This is a genomic window from Arthrobacter sp. E70 (assembly GCF_058266945.1).
Genome location: NZ_JBYQFR010000009.1, coordinates 39,097 through 62,094 on the forward strand (window position 1 = coordinate 39,097; position 22,998 = coordinate 62,094).

The window sequence follows — 22,998 nt, forward strand, 5'->3', positions numbered from 1 at the left end:
GATTTCGGGGGGCCTGTTGCGAAGGGCGTGCCGGCCCGGCAAGCGGAAGATTGGGTTATGCCGCGGCGAGCTCCTCGACGGTGGCCCTTTCGCGGGCCTCGGTCAGGTAGCGGGCGTAGGCGGGCAGGGTGAGGAAGGACGGGAACTCGGTGGCCAGGGTGACTTCCTCGAAGATGTCGCGGGCGTCTTCGAAGCGGTCGCCGTCGAAGCGTTCCAGCCGGGCGAATTCCTCGTCGAGGAGCTCCTCCACCCACTCGTGGGTGACGATCTCGCCGTGGTCCGTGATGGCCCGGGCGTAGATCCACTGCCAGAGCTGGGACCGGGAGATTTCGGCGGTGGCGGCGTCCTCCATGAGGTTGTGGATGGCCACCGCGCCGTTGCCGCGCAGCCAGGACTCGATGTAGCGGATGCCCACCTCGATGTTGTTCCTGATGCCCTGTTCAGTGATGGTGCCCTGGGTGGCGGCCACGTTGATCAGGGAGCGGTCGTCCGGGGTGACGTCCTCCCGCAGCCGGTCCAGCTGGTTCGGCTTCTCACCGAGGATGGAGTCGAACACCTCGCGGCAGATGGGCACCAGGTCGGGGTGGGCCACCCAGGAGCCGTCGAAGCCGTCGTTGGCCTCACGGGTCTTGTCCGCGCGGACCTTCTCGAGGGCGTTGGCGTTTGCCTCCGGGTCCTTGCGGTTGGGCACGGCCGCGGCCATGCCGCCGATGGCCATGGCGCCGCGCTTGTGGCAGGCCCGGACCAGCTGTTCGGTGTAGGCACGCATGAACGGGGCGGTCATGGTCACCTGGGCCCGGTCCGGGAGGACGAAGCGGGGGCCGCGGGTGCGGAAGTTCTTGATGAGGGAGAAGATGTAGTCCCAGCGGCCGGCGTTCAGGCCGGAGGCGTGGTCGCGCAGTTCGTAGAGGATTTCCTCCATTTCGAACGCGGCCGTGATGGTCTCGATCAGCACCGTGGCGCGGATGGTGCCCTGCGGGATGCCGAGCAGGTCCTGGGCGAGGATGAAGATGTCGTTCCACAGCCGGGCTTCGAGGTGGTTCTCGATCTTGGGCAGGTAGAAGTACGGGCCCTTGCCCTGGGCGAGGAGGCGGCGGGCGTTGTGGAAGAAGTACAGGCCGAAGTCCACGATGCCGCCGGCGATGGGCTGGCCGTCGATGAGCATGTGCTTTTCGGGCAGGTGCCAGCCGCGGGGGCGGACCACGATGGTGGGCAGGTCCCCGGCGGGGCGGAGCTTGTATTCCTTGCCTTCCTCGGTGGTGAAGTCGATCCGCCGTTCCAGGGCGTCGGTGAGGTTCAGCTGGCCCTTGATGACGTTCCGCCATGTGGGGGTGGAGGAATCCTCCATGTCCGCGAGCCACACCTTGGCCCCGGAGTTCAGCGCGTTGATGGTCATCTTCTTGTCCACCGGGCCCGTGATTTCCACGCGACGGTCCTCCAGACCGGGGGCCGGGGGAGCGACGTGCCATGACGGGTCGTTGCGGATGTGCTCGGTTTCCCGGAGGAAGCGGGGGTCGGCGCCTGCGGCAATGTCAGCCCGCCGTGCCCGCCGTGCCTGCAGCAGCTCCTGCCGCCGCTCAGCAGTGGCGCGGTGCAGCTTCGCAATAAATGAGAGGGCGTCCGGGGTCAGTACCTCGTCCTGCCGGCAAATGGGCTGCGCGGTCATAGTGATGCCATTGATCGTGAAGCTATCGGTGAAGCTGTTCATCTCAGTCTCCTTAAAGACGAAAGGGAAGTTCGACGGCGGGTAGCGGCAGGGTGGCGACTGAGGCACGAGGCCGAGGAGCCGGTGTCGCGGCAGCCTGCGTAAAAGGGGCCCTGCGTCCCGGTCGGGCCTCGCTCAGCGAGGTCCCAACCGGGACGTGGGGAATAGCAGGCAGGCGACGCCGGTCCGAAGGCCGGACGGAACACCCGCCGTCGTAAGTTGCTAGTGGAACTGGCCCTCTTCGGTGGATCCCACCAAGGCCAGGGTGGAGGCGTTCGGGTTGAGCGCCGTGGAGATGCTGTCGAAGTAGCCGGTGCCGACTTCGCGCTGGTGCTTGGTTGCGGTGTAGCCGCGGGACTCGGAGGCGAATTCCTTTTCCTGGAGTTCGACGTAGGCGCTCATGCCGTTGCGGGCGTAGCCGTGGGCGAGGTCGAACATCGAGTAGTTCAGGGCGTGGAAGCCGGCCAGGGTGATGAACTGGAACGTGAAGCCCATGGCGCCGAGTTCGCGCTGGAACTTGGCGATGGTGTCGTCGTCCAGGTGCTTGCGCCAGTTGAAGGAAGGCGAGCAGTTGTAGGAGAGCATCTGGTCCGGGAACTCGGCCTTGACCGATTCGGCGAACTTGCGGGCCAGTTCCAGGTCCGGGGTGCCCGTTTCCATCCAGATCAGGTCGGAGTAGGGGGCGTAGGCCTTGGCGCGGGCGATGCAGGGTTCGATGCCATTGCGGACCTTGTAGAAGCCCTCCGCGGTGCGCTCACCGGTGATGAATTCCTGGTCCCGTTCGTCGACGTCGGAGGTGATGAGGGTGGCGGCCTCGGCGTCGGTGCGGGCGATGACGACGGTGGGGGTGCCGGCGACGTCGGCCGCGAGGCGGGCGGCGTTGAGGGTGCGGACGTGCTGCTGGGTGGGGATGAGGACCTTGCCGCCGAGGTGGCCGCACTTCTTTTCGGAGGCGAGCTGGTCTTCCCAGTGAACGCCGGAGGCGCCGGCCTGGATCATGGACTTCATGAGCTCGTAGGCGTTGAGCGGGCCGCCGAAGCCGGCTTCAGCGTCGGCGACGATCGGGACCAGCCAGTCCTCCACGGTCTGGATGCCTTCGGAGAATTCGATCTGGTCGGCCCGGAGCAGAGCGTTGTTGATGCGGCGGACCACGGTGGGAACCGAGTTCGCGGGGTAGAGGGACTGGTCCGGGTAGGTGTGGCCGGAGTTGTTGGCGTCCGCGGCAACCTGCCAGCCGGAGAGGTAGATGGCGCGCAGCCCGGCCTTGACCTGCTGCACGGCCTGGTTGCCGGTCAAGGCGCCGAGCGCGTTGGTGTAGCCGCCGGTCTTGTGCTCTTCGGTGAGCTGCTTCCACAGCTTTTCCGATCCACGGCGGGCCAGCGTGTGTTCTTCGGAGACGCGGCCGCGGAGGCGGACGACGTCGGAAGCTGAGTAGTCCCGGGTCACCCCTTCCCAGCGGGGGTTGGCGGCCCACTCGAGCTCCAGGGCGGCGGCCTGCTCTTCGGGCGTCTGCTGGGTGGGCTCAAATGCTGCAGTCATCGTTGATCTCCTTGATTGAGCTCCGGATGGAGTAGGTGGGAACCGCGCCGTTGAGGTTCCCACCGGCTTTTTCCGGTGCGGTATTTCTTTCCGTGAGAACTACTTTTCAGCACTTTCAATCCCCTTTCTAGAGAAAAAGTGTGGAAAGAAACGCGTTTCTTCACGTATTCTTCAGAAATGTCGCCTTCAAGCTGGAACAGGGACGTAGCCCAGCCGCCGTCCTCCGCCTCAACGGAACTGGACGTCATCTCGCTGGGCCGCCGCGTCCGCCATCTGCGCAAACAAGCCGGACTGACGCTCGATGACCTGAGCGCCGCCGTCGGGACCGCCCCCAGCCAGCTCAGCCTGGTGGAAAACGGCAAGCGTGAACCGAAACTCGGGCTCCTCCAGCATCTCGCGGGGGCCCTGAATGTCAGCATCGACCAGTTGCTCGGGGCCGAACCGCCCAGCCGCCGCGCCGCCCTGGAAATCGAGCTGGAACGGTACCAGCGCGGGCCGCTGTACGAGTCGCTGAACCTGCCGAAAATCCGCATCAGTTCAAGGCTTCCACTGGATGTCCTGGAGGCCCAGGTGGGTCTGCTGCACGAGCTCGAACGCAAGATGAACGAGCAGGTGGCCACCCCCGAGGAAGCCCGCCGCGCCAACGGTGAACTACGTGCCATGATGCGCGAGAGGGGTAACTACTTTCCGGAGTACGAGGCCGAGGCGCAGAAGGTCCTCAAGGAGGTGGGGTACACCACCGGTCCGCTGAGCCAGCACGTCATTGCGGACATCGCCGAGCACCTCGGTTTCACCCTGCACCATGTGGGGGATCTGCCGCATTCCACCCGCTCAGTGACGGATTTGAAGAACCGCAAAATTTACCTGACCCAGAGCCAGCGGCAGGACCACGACCCCCGCTCGGTGCTGCTGCAAGCGTTGGGCCACTACGTCCTGGGCCATGAAACACCCAAGAACTACGGCGACTTCCTTGCGCAGCGGGTGGCCACCAACTATTTCGCCGCCGCCCTGCTGCTGCCGGAGCAGGCAACTGTGGAATTTCTGCAAAAAGCCAAGGCAGCCAAGGAAATCGCGGTGGAGGACATCCGGGACGCGTTCGCCGTTTCCTACGAGACCGCGGCGCACCGCTTCACCAACCTGGCCACCAAGCATCTGGGGCTCACCACGCATTTCCAGAAGACGCACCAGAGCGGGATCATCTACAAGGCCTACGAGAACGACGGCGTGAACTTTCCCCAGGACCACACCGGCGCCATCGAGGGGCAGCCGTCGTGCAAGGCCTGGACGTCACGGGCCGTGTTCGACGTTCCGGATAAGTTCAGCGCTTACAGCCAGTACACCGACACCCCCTCCGGAACGTACTGGTGCACGGCGAGGACTGAACGGTCCGCGAGCGGTGAGTTCTCGTTAAGCATCGGGGTGCCGTACCAGCACGTGAAGTGGTTCCGCGGCCGGGAAACCACTGCCCGGGCTACGTCCAACTGCCCGGACCCCACCTGCTGCAAGCGTCCTCCCGCAGAGCTGGCCCATGCCTGGGCCGGCAACGCCTGGCCCTCGGCGCGTGCACACTCACACTTGCTGGCCGCCATGCCGCCCGGGGCCTTCCCCGGCGTGGACGAGACCGAGGTGTACAGCTTCCTGCAGGCGCACTCCGGCTCCTAGAACGCCCCATCAGCGCCTGCGGTCTTCCTCCCCAGGCGCCATCACCTTCCGGGGAAAGTGATGGGGCGTCGTTGGTTGTGGGGCGGGAAGTGATGGGGCGTCGTTGGTTTTGGGGCGAGAGGTGATGGGGCGTTGGTCAGCCGTGGAGCGTCCGGTAGGCGTTCGCAGCGGCGGGGTGAAGGGGGACACCGGCGGTGTTGATGAGGGTTTCCGCGCTGAGGAACTGCACGCCCAGGGTGGACTGGGGAATCAGTTTGCCGGCGTTGTGCACCAGCAGTTGGACCGTGCGCTCCACGGTGGCGCCATCCAGGTCCCGGCGGCACAGGAGCAGGTTGGGGGCGCCTACCGTCCACACCGCGGGAACGCCGGGGTAGCTGCCCTCCGGGATCAGGACGCGGTCGTACACCCCGCCGTACCGGCGACGCAGTTCCGGCAGCAGCGCTGACAGATCCAGCAGCGCCAGTGCCACGTCCTTCGTCGCGGCGGCGATCGCAGCCGTCGGAACGCCGCCGGACCAGAACAGGGCGTCCACGGTTCCGGCCTTGAGCGCGGCGATGCCGTCATTCAGGCCGAGGTTTTCGACGGCGGTTGTCCCCGGCGCGGGCGGCGCAGCATCCGCGGAGGTTGCCAGCCCGGCCGCCGCCAGGAGCCTCGGCGTGGTGATGGACGTCCCGGAGCCTGGCTGGCCCACGGCGACCCGGCGCCCGGCGAGGCCGGAGATGTCCCGGATGCCGCTGTCCCTGCGGACCACGCAGTGGACATAGTTTTCGTAGACCTTCCCCACCGCTGCAATCTCGGATCCAAGGGCCAGTCCCGGCTGCTGGGTTGCCGCGTCGGCCAGGGCCACGGCAAACGCGGCCCGTCCTGCCCGCAGCTCCGCGAGGTTGTCCAGGCTGCCGCCGGTGGGCACCGCCGCGGCGTGCCGGGCCACGCCGTGCCGCTCCAGCGCGGCGGCCAGCAGCGTGGAAAATTCCAGGTAGAACCCACCCGGTTCACCGCCTGCCACCGTCAACATGTCCGGCCGGTCGCCGGCGGTGCAGGAGCTGACGGCGGCCGGCAGCCCGGCGGCGAGTCCGACGGCGAGGGCGGACTTGAGCACCGAGCGGCGGGAAAGCGCTGTGGAGGCAGCGTGAACGTCACACATTCTGCTCACCGCTGTGGGGGTCGGACGGGATCTGTGCCGAGAGTATGGGGAACTCAATCCTGGCTGACAGCCCGTGCGGTGCTGCTTCGGCCAGGACAAGCCGGCCGCCATTGGCTGCCGCAAGTTCGCCAACAATCGTCATGCCCAGGCCGGTCCCGGGGACTGAGGCATGCCGGGGGGACCGCCAGAACCTGGTGGCAGCCGAGGCGCGCTCCGCTTCGGAAAGCCCTGGACCGTCGTCGGAAATCTCAACCGTCACCCGGCCAGTGGCTGCCCGGACCTGGGCGGTGACCGTGGACCCGGGTGCGTACTTGAAGGCGTTGCCCAGCAGTTCACCCACCATCTGGGCCAGTTCCGCCGGCTTGCACGCCGCCAGCACTGCCGGCCGGGGAGCCGGAGCCAGGACCAACCGGCATCCGGCCTGCTCAGCCAGCGGCACCGCCCGTTCGACTTCGCCCTCGAGGACGGGGTACGGATCCAACGCTTCCGATGCGGGCTGCCCGGCCTGGCTGCCAGCCGCCTGAAGGGAACCTTCGGACGCCCGGTGCTCCGCCGCCGCGAGCTTCAACACGTCATCCAGTATCTCCTCCACCCGTTCCAGCTCCGCCATGGCCCGTTCGGCGGCATCGTGTTCGCGGGCGCTCTTCAGCTCGAGCTGGAGCAGGTCCAGCCGCAGCCGCAGCGCACCAATGGGATTGCGCAACTGGTGTGAGGTGTCGGCGATCAGCTGGCGCTGGGACTCCATGCTCGCGCCTACGGCCCGGGCCATGGCGGTGAAGGACCTGCTCAGCTCCCGCAGCTCCGGCGGCCCGGCCTCCGGCAGGAGCCCGGCGCGCCCGGTCCGACCCAGCTCGTTCACCGCCGAGTTCAGGCGCAGGACAGGCCGCAGGACCCAACTGGTGACCCGGGCCGCGCCGAACAGGAGGATGGCGGCAAGGGCGAGTGAAGCTACGCCCACACCGAGCCACCGTTCCCGGAGCTTCTGCCGGGCAGTTGCAGCGTCGACGTCCAGGACTACGGCTCCCAGGACCTGGCTCGCATTGCCGAAGGGCCGGTAGATGACCTGGGAACCGGCTCCGAAGGGCTCCAGCGGTTCCAGGGCGGTGTTGCTCACGTTCAGCCGGGCCACGGAGAGGGCTTCCTGCACGTCAGCGCGGTCCGCCCCCAGTCCACCCGACATCAAGGTCTCCTGCTGGAGCCGCACCACAATGCCTTCCCCATAGAGCCCGGAGTAGGTGTCCATTTCCCGCTGCAGCCGGGCAGCGTCGCCGTCGCTGGCTGCATCGAACGCCACCTGCGCCAACCGGTTCAGAGATGCTGCCCGGTTGATCTGCAGCTCCTGGGTCAACTCCCGGGACGCGGAGGACAGGATGGTTCCCGAAATCAGGAAGACCACGACGAGGCAGAGCACGCTGAGGACGCCGAGGACCCGCAGCCTCATGGGGCAGCCGCCTCCACCCGGTAACCCACCCCGCGGACGTTGATGATGAAGCCGGGTTTTTGCAGTTTGGCCCGCAGCCCGGTGAGGTGCACGTCCAGGGAGCGTGAGGATGCCAGGAAGGCGTCGCCCCACAGTGCGTCCAGGATCTGTTCGCGCGTGACCACCGAACCGGCATGGCGCGCCAGCAGGGCCAGCAGTTCGAACTCGGTGGCGGTGAGGGGGAGGGGTGCGCCGGCCTTGGACGCGATGCGCCGGTCCAGGTCGATGTCGAGGTCGTCCAGGACGATGGTGTGCTGCGGCGCCCCGCTGCTGCGTCCGGCCCGCCGGGTCACCGCTTCGATCCGGGCCAGCAGTTCCACCAGCTTGACGGGCTTGACCAGGTAGTCGTCCGCACCGGACCGCAGGCCGAGCACCACGCTGCGTTCGTCGTCGCGCGCAGTCAAGACCAGGATGGGAACGTGGGTGACCTGGCGGAGCTTGCGCAGCACCTCCAGGCCGTCCATGTCGGGCAGCCCAAGGTCCAGCAGGATCACCTGGAAGTTCCGGTGTGACAGGAGCGCGTCGGCGCCGCGGGCCACCCTGGAGGCCGCATGTCCCGCCGTGGCGACGCCGGCCGCCAGTGCGCTGGCCATGGCGTCGTCGTCCTCGACGATCAGCACTTCCATTGCCCTGTTCCTTGCTGTTCGTGCGCTGTTCCGGTTCATCCCCGCCTTTGGAGACTACCGCGCCTGGGGTGCATCTGCCCGACGGCGGGCGGCAGGTTCGGAAGGGGGACGCGCCCAAACCTAAGGAAGTGTTAGGAAATGCCCTCCCGCGTTGGCTGTGCCGTGCATCACCCATAGCTTGGATAAGGCCCTCCCGGCGCTGGAGGCCGAAACCACTACGAGGAGGAACTCACCGATGAGCACCCAACAAGCCATCCCTGCCACGGAGGCAGCCCAGACCCGGCGGGCGGTGGGCAACATCCTGAAAGGCTCCGCCGGCAACCTCGTGGAGTGGTACGACCTCTACGTCTACACCGTCTTCGCCGCGTACTTCCAGGCTCACTTCTTCAACTCCAAGGACGACCTCCAGGCCGGGCTCGAAGCGATGGCCGTCTTCTCGACGTCGTTCCTCATGCGCCCCATCGGCGCATGGTTCTTCGGCCGGTACGCGGACCGCAAGGGCCGCAAGGCCGCACTGACGCTGAGCGTGACCCTGATGTCGGCGGGTTCCTTCGCCATCGCCATCCTGCCCACGCAGGACGTTATCGGCCTGTGGGCCATGATCCTGCTGGTGATCGTCCGCGTGATCCAGGGCTTCTCCGTGGGCGGCGAGTACGGCACCAGCGCCACCTACATGTCCGAGGCTGCCACCAGCAAGCGCCGTGGCTTCTTCTCCAGCTTCCAGTACGTCACCCTGGTGGGCGGCCAGATGCTGGCCCTGCTGGTCCTGGTGGTCCTGCAGAACGTCATGCCCAAGGGTGACCTGAACGAGTGGGGCTGGCGCATTCCGTTCGCCATCGGCGGCGTGGCTGCCCTCGTGGTGCTGTGGCTGCGGCGCTCGATGGAGGAAACAGTCTCCGCCGACCAGATCAACGCCGCAAAGGCTCCCGCAAAGACCGGCCAGGCCCAGCCGGGCACCATGAAGCTGCTCTTCACCGGTTACTGGAAGCCGCTGCTGGTGTGCATCGGCATCACCCTGGGCGGCACAGTGGCGTTCTACACGTACACCAACTTCATCCTGAAGTTCATGAACGATACGTCCGGCATCGCCAAGACCGACACCTCGGTGATCAACTTCTGGGCCCTGTTCATCTTCATGCTGCTGCAGCCGGTCTACGGCCTCATTTCGGACAAGGTGGGCCGCAAGCCCCTGCTGCTCTGGTTCGGTATCACCGGCGTGCTGTTCACCTGGCCGCTGCTGTCCACCCTGGCCGGCACCAAGGATCCGTTCACGGCATTCCTGCTCATGATGGGCGGCCTGGTGATCGTGGGCGGCTACACCTCGATCAACGCGCTGGTGAAGGCCGAACTCTTCCCCGCCTCCATCCGTGCCCTCGGCGTGGGCCTGGGCTACGCGATCGCCAACTCCCTCTTCGGCGGCACCGTGCCCCTGATCGGCGCAGCCTTCCAGAAGGCGGAGCGGGAGGACCTGTTCTTCACCTATGTCACCGTGGCGATCGCCATTTCCCTGCTGGTGTACATCTTTGCGCTGAAGAACAAGAAAGCCACCCACCTGGACGACGAACAGGGCCACGCGTGGGAGCAGGCGCACCAGGGTAGCCGCACGGACAAGGACGCGCTCGGCGTTTAGCATTCCGGCGGCACCAAGGTGCCTGGCTCCACAAGGAGGCGTACGACGGCGGCTGACCGGCCGCCGTCGTACGCCTCCTTTGTGTTTGGCCGCTGCCGGGCGCCTGCTGCTCCCAGGTGCCCGCCGAGGCAGCCGGACTATATTGGCGTTTGTCACCACCACCACCATCGCGGGAGTCTGAACCATGGCCAAGGAACTTGCCACCCAGCTCGTCGAACAACTCCAGGCTGCCGGTGTGCAGCGGATCTACGGGATCGTGGGGGACAGCCTCAACCCGATCGTCGACGCCGTCCGCCAGACGGGAGGCTCGGCCAAGGGCGGCATTGACTGGATCCATGTCCGCCACGAGGAAGCCGCTGCGTTCGCCGCTGCCGCGGAAGCCCAGCTCACCGGCAAGCTGGCCGTCTGCGCGGGCTCCTGCGGGCCGGGGAACCTGCACCTGATCAACGGCCTCTACGACGCCAACAGATCCGGTGCGCCCGTGCTGGCCATCGCCTCGCACATCCCGAGCAAGCAGATCGGCAGCAGCTTCTTCCAGGAAACCCACCCGGACCGGCTCTTCAACGAATGCTCGGTGTATTCCGAACTGGTCAGCACCGCGGAGCAGGCGCCGCGCGTAATGCACAGCGCCATCCAGCACGCGCTGGGACTCGGGGGAGTCGCCGTCGTCACCCTGCCCGGCGACATCGCCGGGTTGGAGGCCGTGGGCCCCACGCCGCTGCCCGCCTCCTTCCGGCCCGCCGCCCTGGTCCCCGACCATGCCAGCGTCCGGGCGCTGGCGGATGCGATCAACGACGCCGGCAAGGTAGCCATTTTCGCCGGGGCCGGCGTGGAGGGTGCGCACCGGGAACTGATGGCGCTCGCGGAGCTCGCCAAGGCGCCGGTGGGGCACTCACTGCGCGGCAAGGACTTCGTCCAGTACGACAACCCCTTCGACATCGGCATGACCGGCCTGCTGGGCTACGGTGCTGCTGCGGAGGGAATCGAGGACGCGGACCTGCTGGTCCTGATGGGCACCGACTTCCCGTACGACCAGTTCCTGCCTGACACCCGCACCGCACAGGTGGACCGGGCGGCGCAGCGGCTGGGGCGGCGGACCGACGTGGACATCGCCGTCCACGGCGACGTGCTGCCCACCCTGCGCGCGCTGCTGCCGCTGGTGAAACCCAAGAAGAGCCGCCGCTTCCTGGACCAGATGCTGAAGAAGCACGACCGGCTGATGAACAAGTCCGTAGGCGCCTACACCCGCAAGGTAGAGACGAAGCAGCCCATCCATCCGGAATACGCGGCCTCGCTGCTGGACCAGGTGGCCGCGGAGGACGCCATCTTCACCGCCGACACGGGCATGTGCAACGTCTGGACCGCGCGCTACATCAACCCGCTGGGCACCCGCCGGCTGATCGGTTCCTTCCTGCACGGCTCCATGGCCAACGCCCTCCCGCACGCCATCGGGGCCCAGCTGGCCAACCCCGGCCGCCAGGTCGTTTCGGTCTCCGGCGACGGCGGCCTGTCCATGCTGCTGGGGGAGCTCATCACCCTGGCGGCGTACAAGCTGCCGGTCAACGTGGTGGTGTTCAACAACTCCACCCTGGGCATGGTGAAGCTCGAGATGCTGGTGGACGGCCTGCCCGACTTCGGCGTGGATGTGCCGGACGCCAATTACGCCGCCGTGGCCAAGGCCCTGGGCTTCCACGCCGTGCGCGTCACCGATCCCCTGCAGATCGAGGCGGCCTACCGGCAGGCCTTCGCGCACCCGGGCCCGTCGCTGGTGGAGCTGATCACCGATCCCAAAGCGCTGTCCATCCCGCCGAAGGTCTCAGGATCGCAGGTGCTCGGGTTCGCCACGGCCATGTCCAAGGTGGTCCTGAACCGTGGCGCCGGTGAGGCGGTGAGCATGGCCCGCAGCAACCTGCGCAACATCCCGCGGCGCTGACCTGGCGCTGCAGGGTGGGCCCGCCTAGCGCGGGCCGCCCTGCCACAGGGCATCGAACGGGGCGCCCGAGGAAACGCGGTTGCGGATTCCGGCGGTGACGAAGTCCTTGGCGGTCCGGGCAGCCTCCAGCGGGGTGGCGCCCTTGGCCAGCTCCGCCGTCACCGCTGCCGCCAGCGAGCAGCCCGCGCCGGAGACAGCTACCTCGCCCACCTTGGGGGCGGCCAGGACCTCGAGGGTTTCGCCGTCGTAGAAAACGTCGACGGCGTCCGGGCCGTCCAGCCGCACCCCGCCCTTGGCGAGGACTGCGGCGCCGCTGACCTCATGGATGCGGACGGCAGCGGCCTTCAGGGATTCGACGTCCGTGATGTCCAGCCCGGACAGCGACTCCGCCTCGAAGTGGTTGGGCGTGACGAACGTGGCCAGCGGCAGGATCTGGGCCTTCAGGGCTTGGTCGGTGTCCAGTGCGTGGCCGGGTTCCTGGCCCTTGCAGATGAGCACCGGGTCCAGGACCACGTTCGCGAAGCTGTTCTCCTGGAGGGCGCCCGCCACGGTGCTGATGGTGGCCGGGCTGCCGAGCATGCCGATCTTGACGGTGTCCAACACGGAAGGCGCGCCCGACGCCGGACCGTAGGCCGCCGTCGTCGCCTCCAGTTGGTGGGCGATCACCTGCTGGTCCACCGGCACGAAGCGGTGGTTCCAGCTGTCGGTCGGGTCGAACGAGACGATGCAGGTCAGGTTGGCAATGCCGAAGACGCCAAGTTCCTGGAAGGTCTTCAGGTCGGCCTGGGCGCCCGCGCCGCCAGTGGCTTCGGAACCTGCGATGGTGAGGACGACGGCGGGGGCGTCCGCGGGCAGCGTGGAGTCAGGGAAAACGGAAGTCATGCACCCCATCCTGCCACCCGTCGTCGTGCGTTGTGGCTTACCCGTCCCGGGACGCCGGAAGGATGCCAGATCGCCGGATTAAACCGGCGACCTGGTGGCTTTCCGGCGATTTGGCGCTCCGGCCGGCGCATGGCTACCGCCGGAGTGCAGCGAGGATGCGGGCTTTGAACTCGTGTTCGCGGAACAGGTCGGCCCATTTCACGCGCAGAAAGGCCCACCCGTCCTCGATGAGGGCATTTTCGCGCTGCCGTTCCTGGAACAGCACCTCGGCCGTCGGCCTGTAGTCGAAGTACTTGGTCTTCCCGTCGAATTCGAGGGCCACCTGCTTCTCCTTCCAGGCGAAATCCAGCCGGTACCGGCCAGCACGCGTAGCCACTGCGACCTGGGGTTCGGGCAGCGGAAGTTTCAACCGTGCCAGGAGTTCGCGGGTGAGAGTCTCGCCGGCTGACTCCGACCGCGGATCGGCGTGGGTGAGCGCCAGCCGAAGGGTCCGGATCCCGCGGCACCCTTGCAGGCCCTGGACCATATTTTCCATAAGGACCTTGTCTGCACCGAGCCGGAGCGCGTGGTCCATCAGCACCAGTGCCTGCCGGTAGCCCAGCATCATGGCGCAATCCACCACCGTCCGCTCCAGCGACGTCACCCTCAGTCCGCCGAGAGTCACCACCTCCGGTGCGGTCCACGGCCGGGTATGGCCGCGGACATCCTTGCCGAGCCGCTCGCTGGAAGGGTTTCCGGGCAGCAGAAGGTGGATCAGATCATCAACGTCCCACAGATACAAACCGTGCAGCCGGGCCGCCGAGGTGTGGCTGTACACATAGCCGCCCGCTGAGGTGGTCAGCGTCCCGTGCGCGTGGGCGCGAATCAGCTGCCTGCTGCGGACCGGGCCCGACTGCTTCTCCCACAGCTCAGCGCGGATGTAGCAGCCGTGTCGGAGGCGGACCAGCTTTCCGTGGAGCACCAAGGCTTTGATGGCCCGGGCGTTGAGGCCCATTTCGTTCAATTGCCCCGTCCGCCACAGGTTGCCGGTCCCCGGAAGGGCGGGGAGCGGGACTGGCCGTTGCGGTGTCATCCCGACAGGATCCTGCCGCCGCGGCAGCTCCGGAAGGCGCCGCCGTCGTCATGTGGAAAACGTGAGCGGCCCCGGCTCGCCGGAAACCGTCCGGATCGCCGGAACGTTCCGGCGATCCCGCAGCTTTCCGGCGATTTCGACGGCGGCAGCCGGCTTAGGCCTTCAGCGTCCCGTCCAGCAATGCCCGCAGTTCGTGGAAGTGCCGTTCGGTGGCTTCCGGGTGGAAGGCAGAGGTATCGCCCATGGTGTAGCCGTGGGGCGCCCCGGCGTAGATTTCGTTGGACGCCTCAAGCCCTGCAGTTTCGAGCGCTTCGCCGAGGCGCGCGACGGCATCGGGGCCCATGCTGCGGTCGTGGTCGGCATGGCCGAAGACGAAGCGGGCCCGTGCGTTGCCCAGCTTGAGGTGCGGGCTGTCCGGGGTGTCGGTGGCGAGTCCGCCACCATGGAAGCCGCCGCATGCCGCCACCACTTCGGGGTGGGACGTTGCGGTCCGGACGGCGAGCCTGGCACCCATGCAGTAGCCGGTGGTGCCGATCGGGCCGGGGGCGACGCCCTCGAGGGACGCCAGCGCAGCCACCCAGGCATCGATGTCCGGCAGCGCCTTGTCCGGTGTCAGGCGGCCGACGCGCGGGAACGCAGCCTTGCCCGCCGCCTCCCGGCCTTCCTCGGTGGACATGTCCGCCGCGGGGGCGAGCTCGGCCGCGGTTCCTTCCCGGTAGAAGACGTTCGGGGCCAGCACCACGTAGCCCCAGTCGGCGATGCGCTGTGCCATCTCCCGGATGCGGGGACGCAGGCCGAACGCGTCCATGTAGAGGATGACGCCGGGAAACGGGCCGGTTCCGGTGGACGGGCGGGCCACCAGGGCCTCGGCGGTGCCGTCTGCGGCAGGGATCTCGATGGGTTCGACAGGCATGGGGCTACCCTACCGGAGCTCCCTGATGGTCCCTGCCTAGGAGTAGTAGCGCCCCAGGGTGTCAGCCTTGAAGTCGAAAAAGCTCCCGGACTCGATGGCCAGCCGGGCGTCGTCCACCATCTTCACCACGAACCGCTCGTTGTGGATGGAGATCAGGGTGGCGGAGACCATCTCCTTGGCCTTGAACAGGTGGTGGATGTAGGCCCGCGAGTAGTTGGCGCACGCGTAGCAGTCGCAGCCTTCCTGCAGCGGCCCGAAGTCCCGCTTGTACTTGGCGCCCGAGAGGTTGAACCGGCCGTAGGGGGTGTAGAAGGCGGAGTTGCGGGCCACGCGGGTGGGGGAGACGCAGTCGAAGGTGTCGGCCCCGTTTTCGATGGCCGTGAAGATGTCGTCCGGCTCGGAGATGCCGAGCAGGTGCCGTGGCTTGTCTTCGGGGAGTTCCTCGTTGCACCAGCGCACGATGGTGCCGAGGTTTTCCTTTTCCAGCGCCCCGCCGATGCCGTAGCCGTCGAACGGCATGGCGCCGAGGTCGCGGCAGGCCTTCCGGCGCAGGTCCTCGTACTGGGCGCCCTGGATGACGCCGAACAGGGCCTGGTACGGCTTCCCCGCCCGCTCGCCGGTCAGCCGGAAGTGCTCAGCGATGCACCGCTCCGCCCACAGCCGCGTCCGCTCCAGCGATTCCTCCTGGTACCGGCGGGAGTTCTGCAGGGTGGTGAGCTCGTCGAACGCGAACATGATATCCGCGCCGATCTGATGCTGGACCTGCATGGAGATTTCGGGGGAGAATCGGTGCCGGTCGCCGTTCAGGTGCGACTTGAACCAGACACCGTCCTCGTCGATGTGCGCCAGCCGCTCCTTGCCGGGGGCCACGGCGTCGTCGGGGCCGGACGCGTCCACCGATTTCATGTCGATGACCTTCTTGAACCCGGAGCCCAGGCTCATCACCTGGAAGCCGCCAGAGTCCGTGAACGTGGGCCCGGGCCAGTTCATGAAGGCGCCCAGGCCGCCGGCGTCGTCCAGGATGTCCGGGCCTGGCTGCAAGTACAGGTGGTAGGCATTGGCCAGCAGTGCCTGGGCGCCGAGATTGGCCATTGATTCCGGGAGTACCGCCTTCACCGTGGCCTTGGTTCCGACGGCGATGAACGCCGGGGTGCGGATCTGCCCGTGCGGGGTGGCGATGGTGCCGGTGCGGCCCAGGAATTCCCCGCCGTTTGCGTCAACAAGCGCCGCCGGCGGCGGGCACGACTCGGCCAGGCGGGTGCCCACGGTGAAGGAGAACTGGGACTGGGTGTCGGGCAGGGTGGTGGCAAGATCGGCGGGCACCCTACCAGTGTGCCAGCAATCGTGGCGGCGCCAGCAAGGGGCGCCGCCGCCCTCAGCTCACCGGATCCGAGTCGGGGTAGTTTTCGGACCGCCAGGAATCCCAGGAGGATCGCACGGCCTCGAGCCTGCCGGCTCCCAGGTCATACGTCGAAGCGATGACCAGGGAGCCATCGCCCTCCTCGCGGACATTCTTAATGGCGGGGTGGTCTGCCACCACCAGCAGGCCCTCGCCATGCTCGGCATAGTCGTGCACCGTGAGGCCCACCTGGTGGCTGGTCCGGAACCAGACCTTCCCACTGATCTGCTCGCCGGTTCCCAGTTTCAACTGGTACGGCTCACCTGCGGCAGGCAGGTCGGAGAGTCCAAGCTTGTCAATCGCGGAGCCCTTCCCGTCCGTCAGGTGCAGGAACAAGGTGTGCCGCTTGCCGTGCGGGTGGCGCTCCAGGGCGAAGCGGAGCTGCTGCAGGAACGTCAGCCACCCCTGCGTGATGTCCTCGTCCCATGCGGCCCACTCGGATTCGTGGTCAAGGGCTCCGCGGGTAACGCTCACCCGGGTCCCGCCGGGCACCGGATGAAGCTCAAAGGTGTCCCCGCCATGAACGGTGAGGCTGGTGTGGTCCGCGGCTTCCTGGACGTCGCCCGAGAAGTAGATCTCCTTGATCTCGGACTCCAGGTCCTCAGCCTGCCAGCCGTGCCACTGGGCCACCCTGGACGGTTCACGCAGCATGGTCCAGACCTGCGGCGCGTCGGCGTTGATCACTACGCTGAGATTGTTCGTCATAGCCCCGAATGTACGCCCCGGACACAGCCCCGGGTAGGGGGAATTTCCCGGTTCCGGCAGCCGTGGCGAAGCTCAGGAGCGGACGGCCTCCAGTTCGTTGCTGATGCGCCGCTCCAGTTCGGGCATTCCGATGGTTTCCGAGCCGCCGTGGGCGCGCAGGAACAGCAGGGACTCCAGCCGCAGCAGCCGCCATTCGCGCTCGGCGTCGTGGTTGGAGTTGTCGATGGAGCGGAAGATTTCCTTGTCGTACAGGTTGGGCTCGTTGAGCGAGCGCTGCCGGACCTTGGCCGCCATGCGTGCCTTGAACGGGTCCGTTTCCTGGTTTTCCGGTGTGCGGATCAGCTTTTCGTAGACCTCGGCGCGTTCTTCCTGGCCGTCCTGCCGGCAGATGTAACTGGCCAGGGCAAGGGCTGCCTCCACCGAACTCCACCGGCCGGGGTTCCCGTCGTAGGGCAGCACCGTCAGGAGGTCCGCCACCGACAGCGCGCTGTCTGCGTCCTTGAGCGTGACGAACAGTTCGTGCGCCAGGTCGCTGAGGTCCTTCAGGCAGCTTCCGGACTTGAAGTTGACGCCCTTGGAAAGCCGGTCTGCCAGCAGCAGGACGCCCTCCGCATCGGGGTGCGCCCCGGCGACAGCTTCCACCACGGATTCGGGAGTGCCGTCCGGCGCCGGGATGAGCGCCAGTTCCTCCTCGCTGGGTCCCGTGACCGCGGGTGGCACGGAAGGCAGGGGAGGTACGACGACGGCGGGCGCCACCGCGGTGGGACCGTTCCCGGCGCCGGGCTGCTCCAGTGGGCCGTCGCTGGGTGCGCGGGTTTCCACCGGTGCCGCGGGCTCCGGAAGGTTTGCCGGCAGCGGAAGCTGGGTGACGTCGTCGTGCGCTCCGTCCACCACGGTGACCCTGGTGCCGATGGCCACCCGCAGCGTCCCTCCGCCGGAGAGGCTGGCCAGCACCAGTGCGGGGGAGCCGAAGTCGTCGTGCTCAAGCTCCACCTGGTCGATTTCGGCAGTGCGCCGGCCGTCAGGGAGGAGGATGTGGCTGCCGGTGGTCAGAGATCCAGCCTGCTGTTCACGGTGGTGCCTGGCGGCTGGTGTTTCGGTCATGGGAGTCCTTAAGTTCTCTTGCGGTCCGCCCTACAGTCTACAAAGGCAGGCACCTGAAACCGGGGACCCCCACGGCCCGGCGGGGTGCTTAGAAGCCCACGCCTGCAAACGCCAGGGCCTGCCTGATCAGGCCGCCGCGCCCGCCCGTGAACTCCATCTGGACGTCCGGGCTGAGGACTTCCTCGGGGGTCATCCAGGTCAGTTCCAAGGCATCCTGGCGGGGCTCGCACTCGCCCGTGACGGGGATGATGTAGGCCAGTGAGACGGCGTGTTGCCGTTCATCGGTGAACCCGGTCTGGGACGGTGCCGGAAAATATTCGGCCACCGTGAACGGAACCGGGCTGAGCGGCAGCTGCGGGAACGCCAGGGGGCCGAGGTCCTTTTCCATGTGCCGCAGCAGCGCGGCGCGGATGGTTTCACGGTAGATGACGCGGCCGGATACCAGGGACCGGACCATGGTCCCGTCGGCATCCGCCTGCAGCAGCGTGCCCACCTCGTTCACGTAACCCAGGGGATCAAGCCTGACCGGTACTGCTTCCACGTACACCATGGGCAGCCGCCCCCGGGCCTCAAAGAGGTCTTCTTCAGAGAGCCAGCCGGGATTCGGGTCAGGTGTGCGCACGTTCATGGTTAATTTCTACCCCATGGGGCGCCGCTCGGAGACCCAGACCGTGGCGGGCGCGTTGGGCCCGGGCGCGTCCGGATTTGCCACGTGGAGGGTGCTGCCAAAGGCCTCCTCGGTGAGGCTGGCCGAGAAACCGGCGGCGGTGAGGCGCTCCCGCAGCGGTTCCAGGGCGCCGCCATACTCGAAGCCCAGGCCCGAGCGGGACGGCCCCGACGCGGGGCGCACCAGGAGGACGCCGCCGTTCTTGGCCGTGAAGTCTGCGGTCTCGTCATTGTCCGGAACCGGGCGTGGACGGGCGCCCACGTGCAGCAGCGTGCGTGCGGCGGCGTCCGGGTCGGCCGTGTACCAGACGCCGACGACGGCCAATGCGGGATCGGCGTCGGCGCACTGGGCGAAATGGTCCGCTTTGCTGGCCACGAACGTGAACCCGTCCGGCGCACTGATCCGGCAGTCCTCGCCATGGTCACCGGTGACCAGCTCAGCCGGTGGCATGCCGTCCTTCGGACTGCCATCCTCCTGGGCGGAGAGGTTGGTGCGGCGGGCGAACTCGGCCACGTCGCCCACCTCCACGGCAAGGACGGTCCGGCCGTCCTGACCGGATCCGGCGGCCTCGGGGTGCAGCACCAGGCGGCCGGACGCGGAATCGAAGACCTGCCGCCCGCCGTCGTCCTCTGTCTGGACCATGCCCAGCGCGGTGAGCAACTGTTTCCAGGGCTCGGTACGGGAGGTGTAGTGGACGGGACGGACTCGGAGCATGGCGTTGTCCTTGTGCTGGGTGGTGTGCTGCCGTATGGCCATGATGCCACTTGATGGGCCGGCGCACACGGGGCTTGTGGCCCGGCTTTTCACGGGCAGAATTAGGCCATGGCGGATGACCTCGAGGAACTGCTGGTGCCGGATGCCGCTGCGTGGCGTGCCTGGCTGGAGGAGAACCACGCCACCAGCCCCGGCGTGTGGCTGATCCTGCACAAGAAAGGCGGCACGGTGACCAGCCTGGATTACCCGGCGGCCCTGGACGAGGCCCTGTGCTTTGGCTGGATAGACGGGCAGCTGCGGCGCCGGGACGGCGAAAGCTCCTTCCAGCGGATGACGCCGAGGCGCCCGCGGAGCATCTGGTCGGCGCGGAACGTGGGGCATGTCGCCCGGCTGGAGGAGGAAGGGAAGATGACTGACGCTGGCCGGGCCGCGGTTGCCGCGGCAAAGGCTGACGGCCGCTGGGACGCGGCCTACGGCGGGCAGGCCGATGTCGAAGTTCCCCCGGACCTGGCCGCCGCCATCGCGGCGAACCCGGCTGCCCAGGCGATGTTCGACGTGCTCACCAAGACCAACCTGTTCGCCGTGGTGTACCGGACCAATTCGGCGAAGCAGGCAGCCACCCGGGAGCGCCGGATCGCCGGATTCGTGGAGATGCTGGCGCGCGGGGAGACGCCCTATCCGCAGAAGAGGCGTCCTTCGGGTCCGGCCGAGCCTCGCTAACATGACGCTCCGGATTGGGCTCCGGGCGGCCCTGCCGGTAAAATTGACGGTTCAATTGCACTGGTGCCGTTCCCCGCTCCCGGGGGACGGCACTTGTGCGTTCAGCGACGGATCGACACCCCATGCCCTCCACACCTCCCGGAACAGCCCTGGACGCCCTTCGGCGCCGCCCCCGCCTCTGGGCCGTGCTGGCCGCGGTGGCCGCCCTGGCCGTGGCGGCATCGCTGCTGCTCGCCGGAAACAACGGGCGCGACAATACTGCCCCGGACAACAGCCGGCCCGGCACCGGGACATCCACCGCCGCGCCTTCGGCGGAGGCCACTCCGGCGCGTGACTCCCCGTACCGGCCGGGCTACCACCTCACCCCGGACCAGCGCTGGATGAACGATCCCCAGCGGCCTTTCCTCCTGGACGGCGTGTGGCACTACTACTACCTTTACAACGCCGACTATCCCGAGGGAAACGGCACAGAGTGGTTCCACGCCGCCAGCACGGACCTGGTGCACTGGAAGAACGAGGGCGTGGCCATCCCCAAGTTCCGCAATGGCCTTGGCGACATCGAGACCGGATCAGCCGTGGTGGACACGGAGGGGACTGCCGGCTTCGGCAAGGGGGCCGTCATTGCGGTCCTCACCCAGCAGCACGACGGCGTCCAGCGCCAGTCGCTGTTCTATTCCACGGACCAGGGCTACAGCTTCCAGGGCTACGGGCAGAACCCGGTGATGGAGAACCCCGGCGCCGAGCACTGGCGGGACCCGCGGATCGTGCGCGACGACGCCAACAACCAGTGGCTGATGCTGCTCGCCGAGGGGCACAAGATCGGCTTCTACACGTCCCCGGACCTGAAGCAGTGGAGCTATGTCTCCGGCTTCCAGCAGGACGGGCTGGGGATCCTGGAATGCCCCGACTTCTTCCAGATGGACGTCGACGGCGACCCCGCCAAACGCACCTGGGTCCTGGCCGCCAGTGCCAACGGCTCGGCAGAGGGCCGCACCACCGGCCTGGCGTACTGGACCGGCAGCTTCGACGGCAAGTCGTTCACGGCGGAGGGCGGCCATCAGTGGCTCGACGGCGGAGCGGACTTCTACGCCGCCGTCACCTTTGATGATCCCCGCCTGCCCGACACCCAGAGGAAGGCGTCCCGGCACGCCATTGGCTGGATGAACAACTGGGCCTATGCCCGGCAGCTGCCCACCAAGGACTGGTATGGCGCGGCGTCGGTGGTGCGCGACATCCGCCTGGAGTCCCGCGGCGCCCGCCCCGCCCTGGTCTCGGCACCCATCCCTTCCCTTCAGTCGCTGGAAGGGGAGCCTGCGCAGATCCCCGGCGGCGGACTCGCTGACGGACGGGCGCTGACGGTGCCGGACAGCGGCGCGTTCAAGGCCGACGTCGAACTTGTTCGGCCAGCCGACGGCACCGGCGAGGCCCGGCTCCTCCTGCAAAGCGGGGGCGCCACCTACGCCACCATCGGCTACGACTTCAAGGCCGGCCGGGCATTTGTGGCCCGGGACGGCGATGCGGTGGCCGCTGCCCAAGGACAGCCTGCCCAAGGACAGCCTGCCCAGGGTCAGCCGGAGCGCCCCGCGGTGGATGCCGCCTACCGCCAGCCCCAGTCCGTGGACGTCCGGCCCTCCGGGGACACCGTCCGCCTCACCGTTTACGTGGACCGCTCGTCCGTCGAGGTCTTTGGTGACGGACAATCCCTCACGGCCCTCGTCTTCCCCCCGGAGGGCGATAAGGGAGTCCGGCTGGAAGCCGACGGTCCGGTGCAGCTCAAGGGCGGCGCAGTGACGCCGCTGGCCGGCATCCGCTAGACGGCCTGGCTTCTGCTAGGCGGCGTGCTTCGGGTCCGCGGGAAGGGCCGCGGCGCTGACTTTCGCCGCGGCTTCCAGCGTCATCCACGCCTGCAGCTGGGTGGCGAGCTCGACGGCGGCACCTGGCGGATACGTTTCGGCCGCCGGTTGGGCTGCATGCACGGAGAAAATGCTCCTGCCTGCGAGCGCAGGCCGCGCCTCCCCAGCAGCCACCTCCCGGCGGCCCGACCAGAAGGCCTCGGCCGTGGCGGTCACCAGCCGGGCCGCCGTCGCGCGGGTGGCGTCGGGAAGCCGGCCGTCCGCTGCCGCCAGCGCAAGGTAACGGCAGAGGATCCCGGTGAACAGGCCGCCGTCGCCCGTTCCCTCGCACCGCAGCACCGCGCTGCCCGGGAGTGTCAGCTTGTTGTCCACCGCCTGCACCAGGGTGGCAGCCCGGGCCAGGTTCGCGTCCCCGCCCAGCTCCAGGAGCGCGCCCAGCACGGGGCCCTGGTTGTAGGTGTAGACGGCCCGCTCCACCAGCGTCCCGCCGGACGGGTCCACCCGGATGCCGTCAAGGTAAAGGCCCTGGCCGGCGTCGAAGAGGGTGGCGTCCAGCCAGTCCAGCAGCGCCTGGGCCTTGGCCTGCTGGCCGGTGCGGGCATAGAACAGTGCCACCGGAGCCGTGGCCGGGGTGTTCTTGAAGTCCCGCTTCTTGCTCCAGAAAGTACCGCCGCCCAGATCGTCCGTGCACGCCGCATCGAATTGCAGGGTCAGTGCCGCGCGGACGGCGGCGTTGCGCCGGCGCCCCGGCCGCCGGGTGTCCTCCGCCAGCCGGTCCAGCCGCAGGGTGGCCAGGGCAAGCCACGCCATGTCGTCGTAGTAGTTGTTCACGAACGTCAGCGCATTGCGCAGCCGGACGCCCGTGACCAGCCGCGAGGCCAGGCGCCCGGCGCTGGGGCGGTGCGGGCCGTTGAACCGCGCTGCCGGGGTGGCCCCGCCGCCCAGTTCGCGCCGGCCGGTGTCCACCAGGCAGTCCACGTAGTGCGCCTGCCACCAGTAGTGCCAGGGAGCAGTGGGACCTGCCGCCCGGCGTCCCCGCCACAGCACGGCGCCGAGATGCGTGCCCGGGAGGAACAGCAGCTTCCGGCCGAACAGCGCTGTCACGGATTGGGCGGCGTGGTTCGCCCGGTCGGGCCAGTCGGTCAAAGCGGGGCTGCTGGTGCTCATGCTGTCCACCCTAGCCGCGGGGTGCAGGAAAATCGGATTTCAGTTAACATTCACTAACTGATACCGCTGGCCCGCAGCCGGGG

General features: G+C 67.9%; 19 protein-coding genes. 5 read left to right on the forward strand and 14 right to left on the reverse strand.

Features of this window, described 5'->3' with window-relative positions:
• Positions 1–55: 55 nt before the first annotated feature.
• Both aceB and aceA read right to left on the reverse strand, forming a co-directional pair.
• Positions 56–1,708, reverse strand: coding sequence for a malate synthase A (gene aceB, locus AC3IMC_RS12975; protein ID WP_490918957.1), 1,653 nt, complete (start codon positions 1,706–1,708; stop codon positions 56–58).
• A 219-nt stretch (positions 1,709–1,927) separates the two neighbouring features.
• Positions 1,928–3,244 carry an isocitrate lyase gene (gene aceA / locus AC3IMC_RS12980; RefSeq protein WP_490918958.1) on the reverse strand — a complete coding sequence of 439 codons (1,317 nt, stop codon included), beginning with the start codon at positions 3,242–3,244 and terminating at the stop codon, positions 1,928–1,930.
• 177 nt (positions 3,245–3,421) lie between these two features.
• Here aceA and AC3IMC_RS12985 point away from each other — a divergent pair, with 177 nt between their 5' ends.
• On the forward strand, positions 3,422–4,906 hold the full coding sequence (locus AC3IMC_RS12985; RefSeq protein WP_490918959.1) for a helix-turn-helix domain-containing protein: 1,485 nt from the start codon (positions 3,422–3,424) through the stop codon (positions 4,904–4,906).
• 136 nt (positions 4,907–5,042) lie between these two features.
• On the opposite strand, the gene AC3IMC_RS12990 is transcribed toward AC3IMC_RS12985, so the two are convergent.
• Genes AC3IMC_RS12990 through AC3IMC_RS13000 form a run of 3 tightly spaced genes read right to left on the reverse strand, consistent with a single transcriptional unit; the run spans position 5,043 to position 8,156 of the window.
• Positions 5,043–6,050 (reverse strand): TAXI family TRAP transporter solute-binding subunit, encoded by a 1,008-nt coding sequence (locus AC3IMC_RS12990; protein ID WP_490918960.1) that lies wholly within the window; start codon positions 6,048–6,050, stop codon positions 5,043–5,045.
• The gene (locus AC3IMC_RS12995) at positions 6,043–7,491 is read right to left on the reverse strand and encodes a HAMP domain-containing sensor histidine kinase (protein WP_490918961.1); all 1,449 of its coding nucleotides are present in this window, start codon (positions 7,489–7,491) and stop codon (positions 6,043–6,045) included. Before AC3IMC_RS12995 ends, AC3IMC_RS12990 begins: the two co-directional genes overlap by 8 nt.
• On the reverse strand, positions 7,488–8,156 hold the full coding sequence (locus AC3IMC_RS13000) for a response regulator transcription factor (protein ID WP_490918962.1): 669 nt from the start codon (positions 8,154–8,156) through the stop codon (positions 7,488–7,490). The genes AC3IMC_RS12995 and AC3IMC_RS13000 overlap by 4 nt, the downstream gene beginning before the upstream one ends.
• 235 nt (positions 8,157–8,391) lie before the next feature.
• Between AC3IMC_RS13000 and AC3IMC_RS13005 the strand changes: the two genes are divergently transcribed.
• Both AC3IMC_RS13005 and AC3IMC_RS13010 read left to right on the forward strand, forming a co-directional pair.
• Positions 8,392–9,786 (forward strand): MFS transporter, encoded by a 1,395-nt coding sequence (locus AC3IMC_RS13005; protein ID WP_490918963.1) that lies wholly within the window; start codon positions 8,392–8,394, stop codon positions 9,784–9,786.
• A 184-nt stretch (positions 9,787–9,970) separates the two neighbouring features.
• On the forward strand, positions 9,971–11,719 hold the full coding sequence (locus AC3IMC_RS13010; protein ID WP_490918964.1) for a pyruvate dehydrogenase: 1,749 nt from the start codon (positions 9,971–9,973) through the stop codon (positions 11,717–11,719).
• A 24-nt stretch (positions 11,720–11,743) separates the two neighbouring features.
• Here AC3IMC_RS13010 and AC3IMC_RS13015 read toward each other — a convergent pair whose 3' ends face one another.
• From AC3IMC_RS13015 to AC3IMC_RS13050, 8 genes are all read right to left on the reverse strand, one after another.
• The gene (locus tag AC3IMC_RS13015) at positions 11,744–12,601 is read right to left on the reverse strand and encodes a hydroxymethylpyrimidine/phosphomethylpyrimidine kinase (RefSeq protein WP_490918965.1); all 858 of its coding nucleotides are present in this window, start codon (positions 12,599–12,601) and stop codon (positions 11,744–11,746) included.
• Between the two features lie 133 nt (positions 12,602–12,734).
• Complete coding sequence (locus AC3IMC_RS13020) at positions 12,735–13,673, reverse strand: type IV toxin-antitoxin system AbiEi family antitoxin domain-containing protein (RefSeq protein WP_490918966.1); 939 nt, start codon at positions 13,671–13,673, stop codon at positions 12,735–12,737.
• Positions 13,674–13,827: 154 nt separating this feature from the next.
• Positions 13,828–14,586: a dienelactone hydrolase family protein gene (locus AC3IMC_RS13025; protein ID WP_490918967.1), complete on the reverse strand. Its 759-nt coding sequence runs from the start codon at positions 14,584–14,586 to the stop codon at positions 13,828–13,830.
• Positions 14,587–14,622: 36 nt separating this feature from the next.
• A complete protein-coding gene (gene tgt / locus AC3IMC_RS13030; protein WP_490918968.1) occupies positions 14,623–15,909 on the reverse strand; it encodes a tRNA guanosine(34) transglycosylase Tgt in 1,287 nt (428 codons plus the stop codon).
• Between the two features lie 52 nt (positions 15,910–15,961).
• On the reverse strand, positions 15,962–16,690 hold the full coding sequence (locus AC3IMC_RS13035; RefSeq protein ID WP_490918969.1) for an SRPBCC family protein: 729 nt from the start codon (positions 16,688–16,690) through the stop codon (positions 15,962–15,964).
• Between the two features lie 72 nt (positions 16,691–16,762).
• Positions 16,763–17,794 (reverse strand): DUF6707 family protein, encoded by a 1,032-nt coding sequence (locus tag AC3IMC_RS13040; protein ID WP_490918970.1) that lies wholly within the window; start codon positions 17,792–17,794, stop codon positions 16,763–16,765.
• 88 nt (positions 17,795–17,882) lie between these two features.
• Positions 17,883–18,422, reverse strand: a complete 540-nt coding sequence (locus AC3IMC_RS13045) for an NUDIX hydrolase family protein (RefSeq protein WP_490918971.1) — start codon at positions 18,420–18,422, stop codon at positions 17,883–17,885.
• A 9-nt stretch (positions 18,423–18,431) separates the two neighbouring features.
• Complete coding sequence (locus AC3IMC_RS13050) at positions 18,432–19,175, reverse strand: VOC family protein (RefSeq protein WP_490919082.1); 744 nt, start codon at positions 19,173–19,175, stop codon at positions 18,432–18,434.
• A 108-nt stretch (positions 19,176–19,283) separates the two neighbouring features.
• Here AC3IMC_RS13050 and AC3IMC_RS13055 point away from each other — a divergent pair, with 108 nt between their 5' ends.
• The gene (locus AC3IMC_RS13055) at positions 19,284–19,895 is read left to right on the forward strand and encodes a YdeI/OmpD-associated family protein (RefSeq protein WP_490918972.1); all 612 of its coding nucleotides are present in this window, start codon (positions 19,284–19,286) and stop codon (positions 19,893–19,895) included.
• A gap of 122 nt (positions 19,896–20,017) precedes the next feature.
• The gene (locus AC3IMC_RS13060; protein WP_490918973.1) at positions 20,018–21,709 is read left to right on the forward strand and encodes a glycoside hydrolase family 32 protein; all 1,692 of its coding nucleotides are present in this window, start codon (positions 20,018–20,020) and stop codon (positions 21,707–21,709) included.
• A 15-nt stretch (positions 21,710–21,724) separates the two neighbouring features.
• Here AC3IMC_RS13060 and AC3IMC_RS13065 read toward each other — a convergent pair whose 3' ends face one another.
• Complete coding sequence (locus AC3IMC_RS13065) at positions 21,725–22,915, reverse strand: glycoside hydrolase family 76 protein (protein ID WP_490918974.1); 1,191 nt, start codon at positions 22,913–22,915, stop codon at positions 21,725–21,727.
• Positions 22,916–22,998 lie beyond the last annotated feature (83 nt).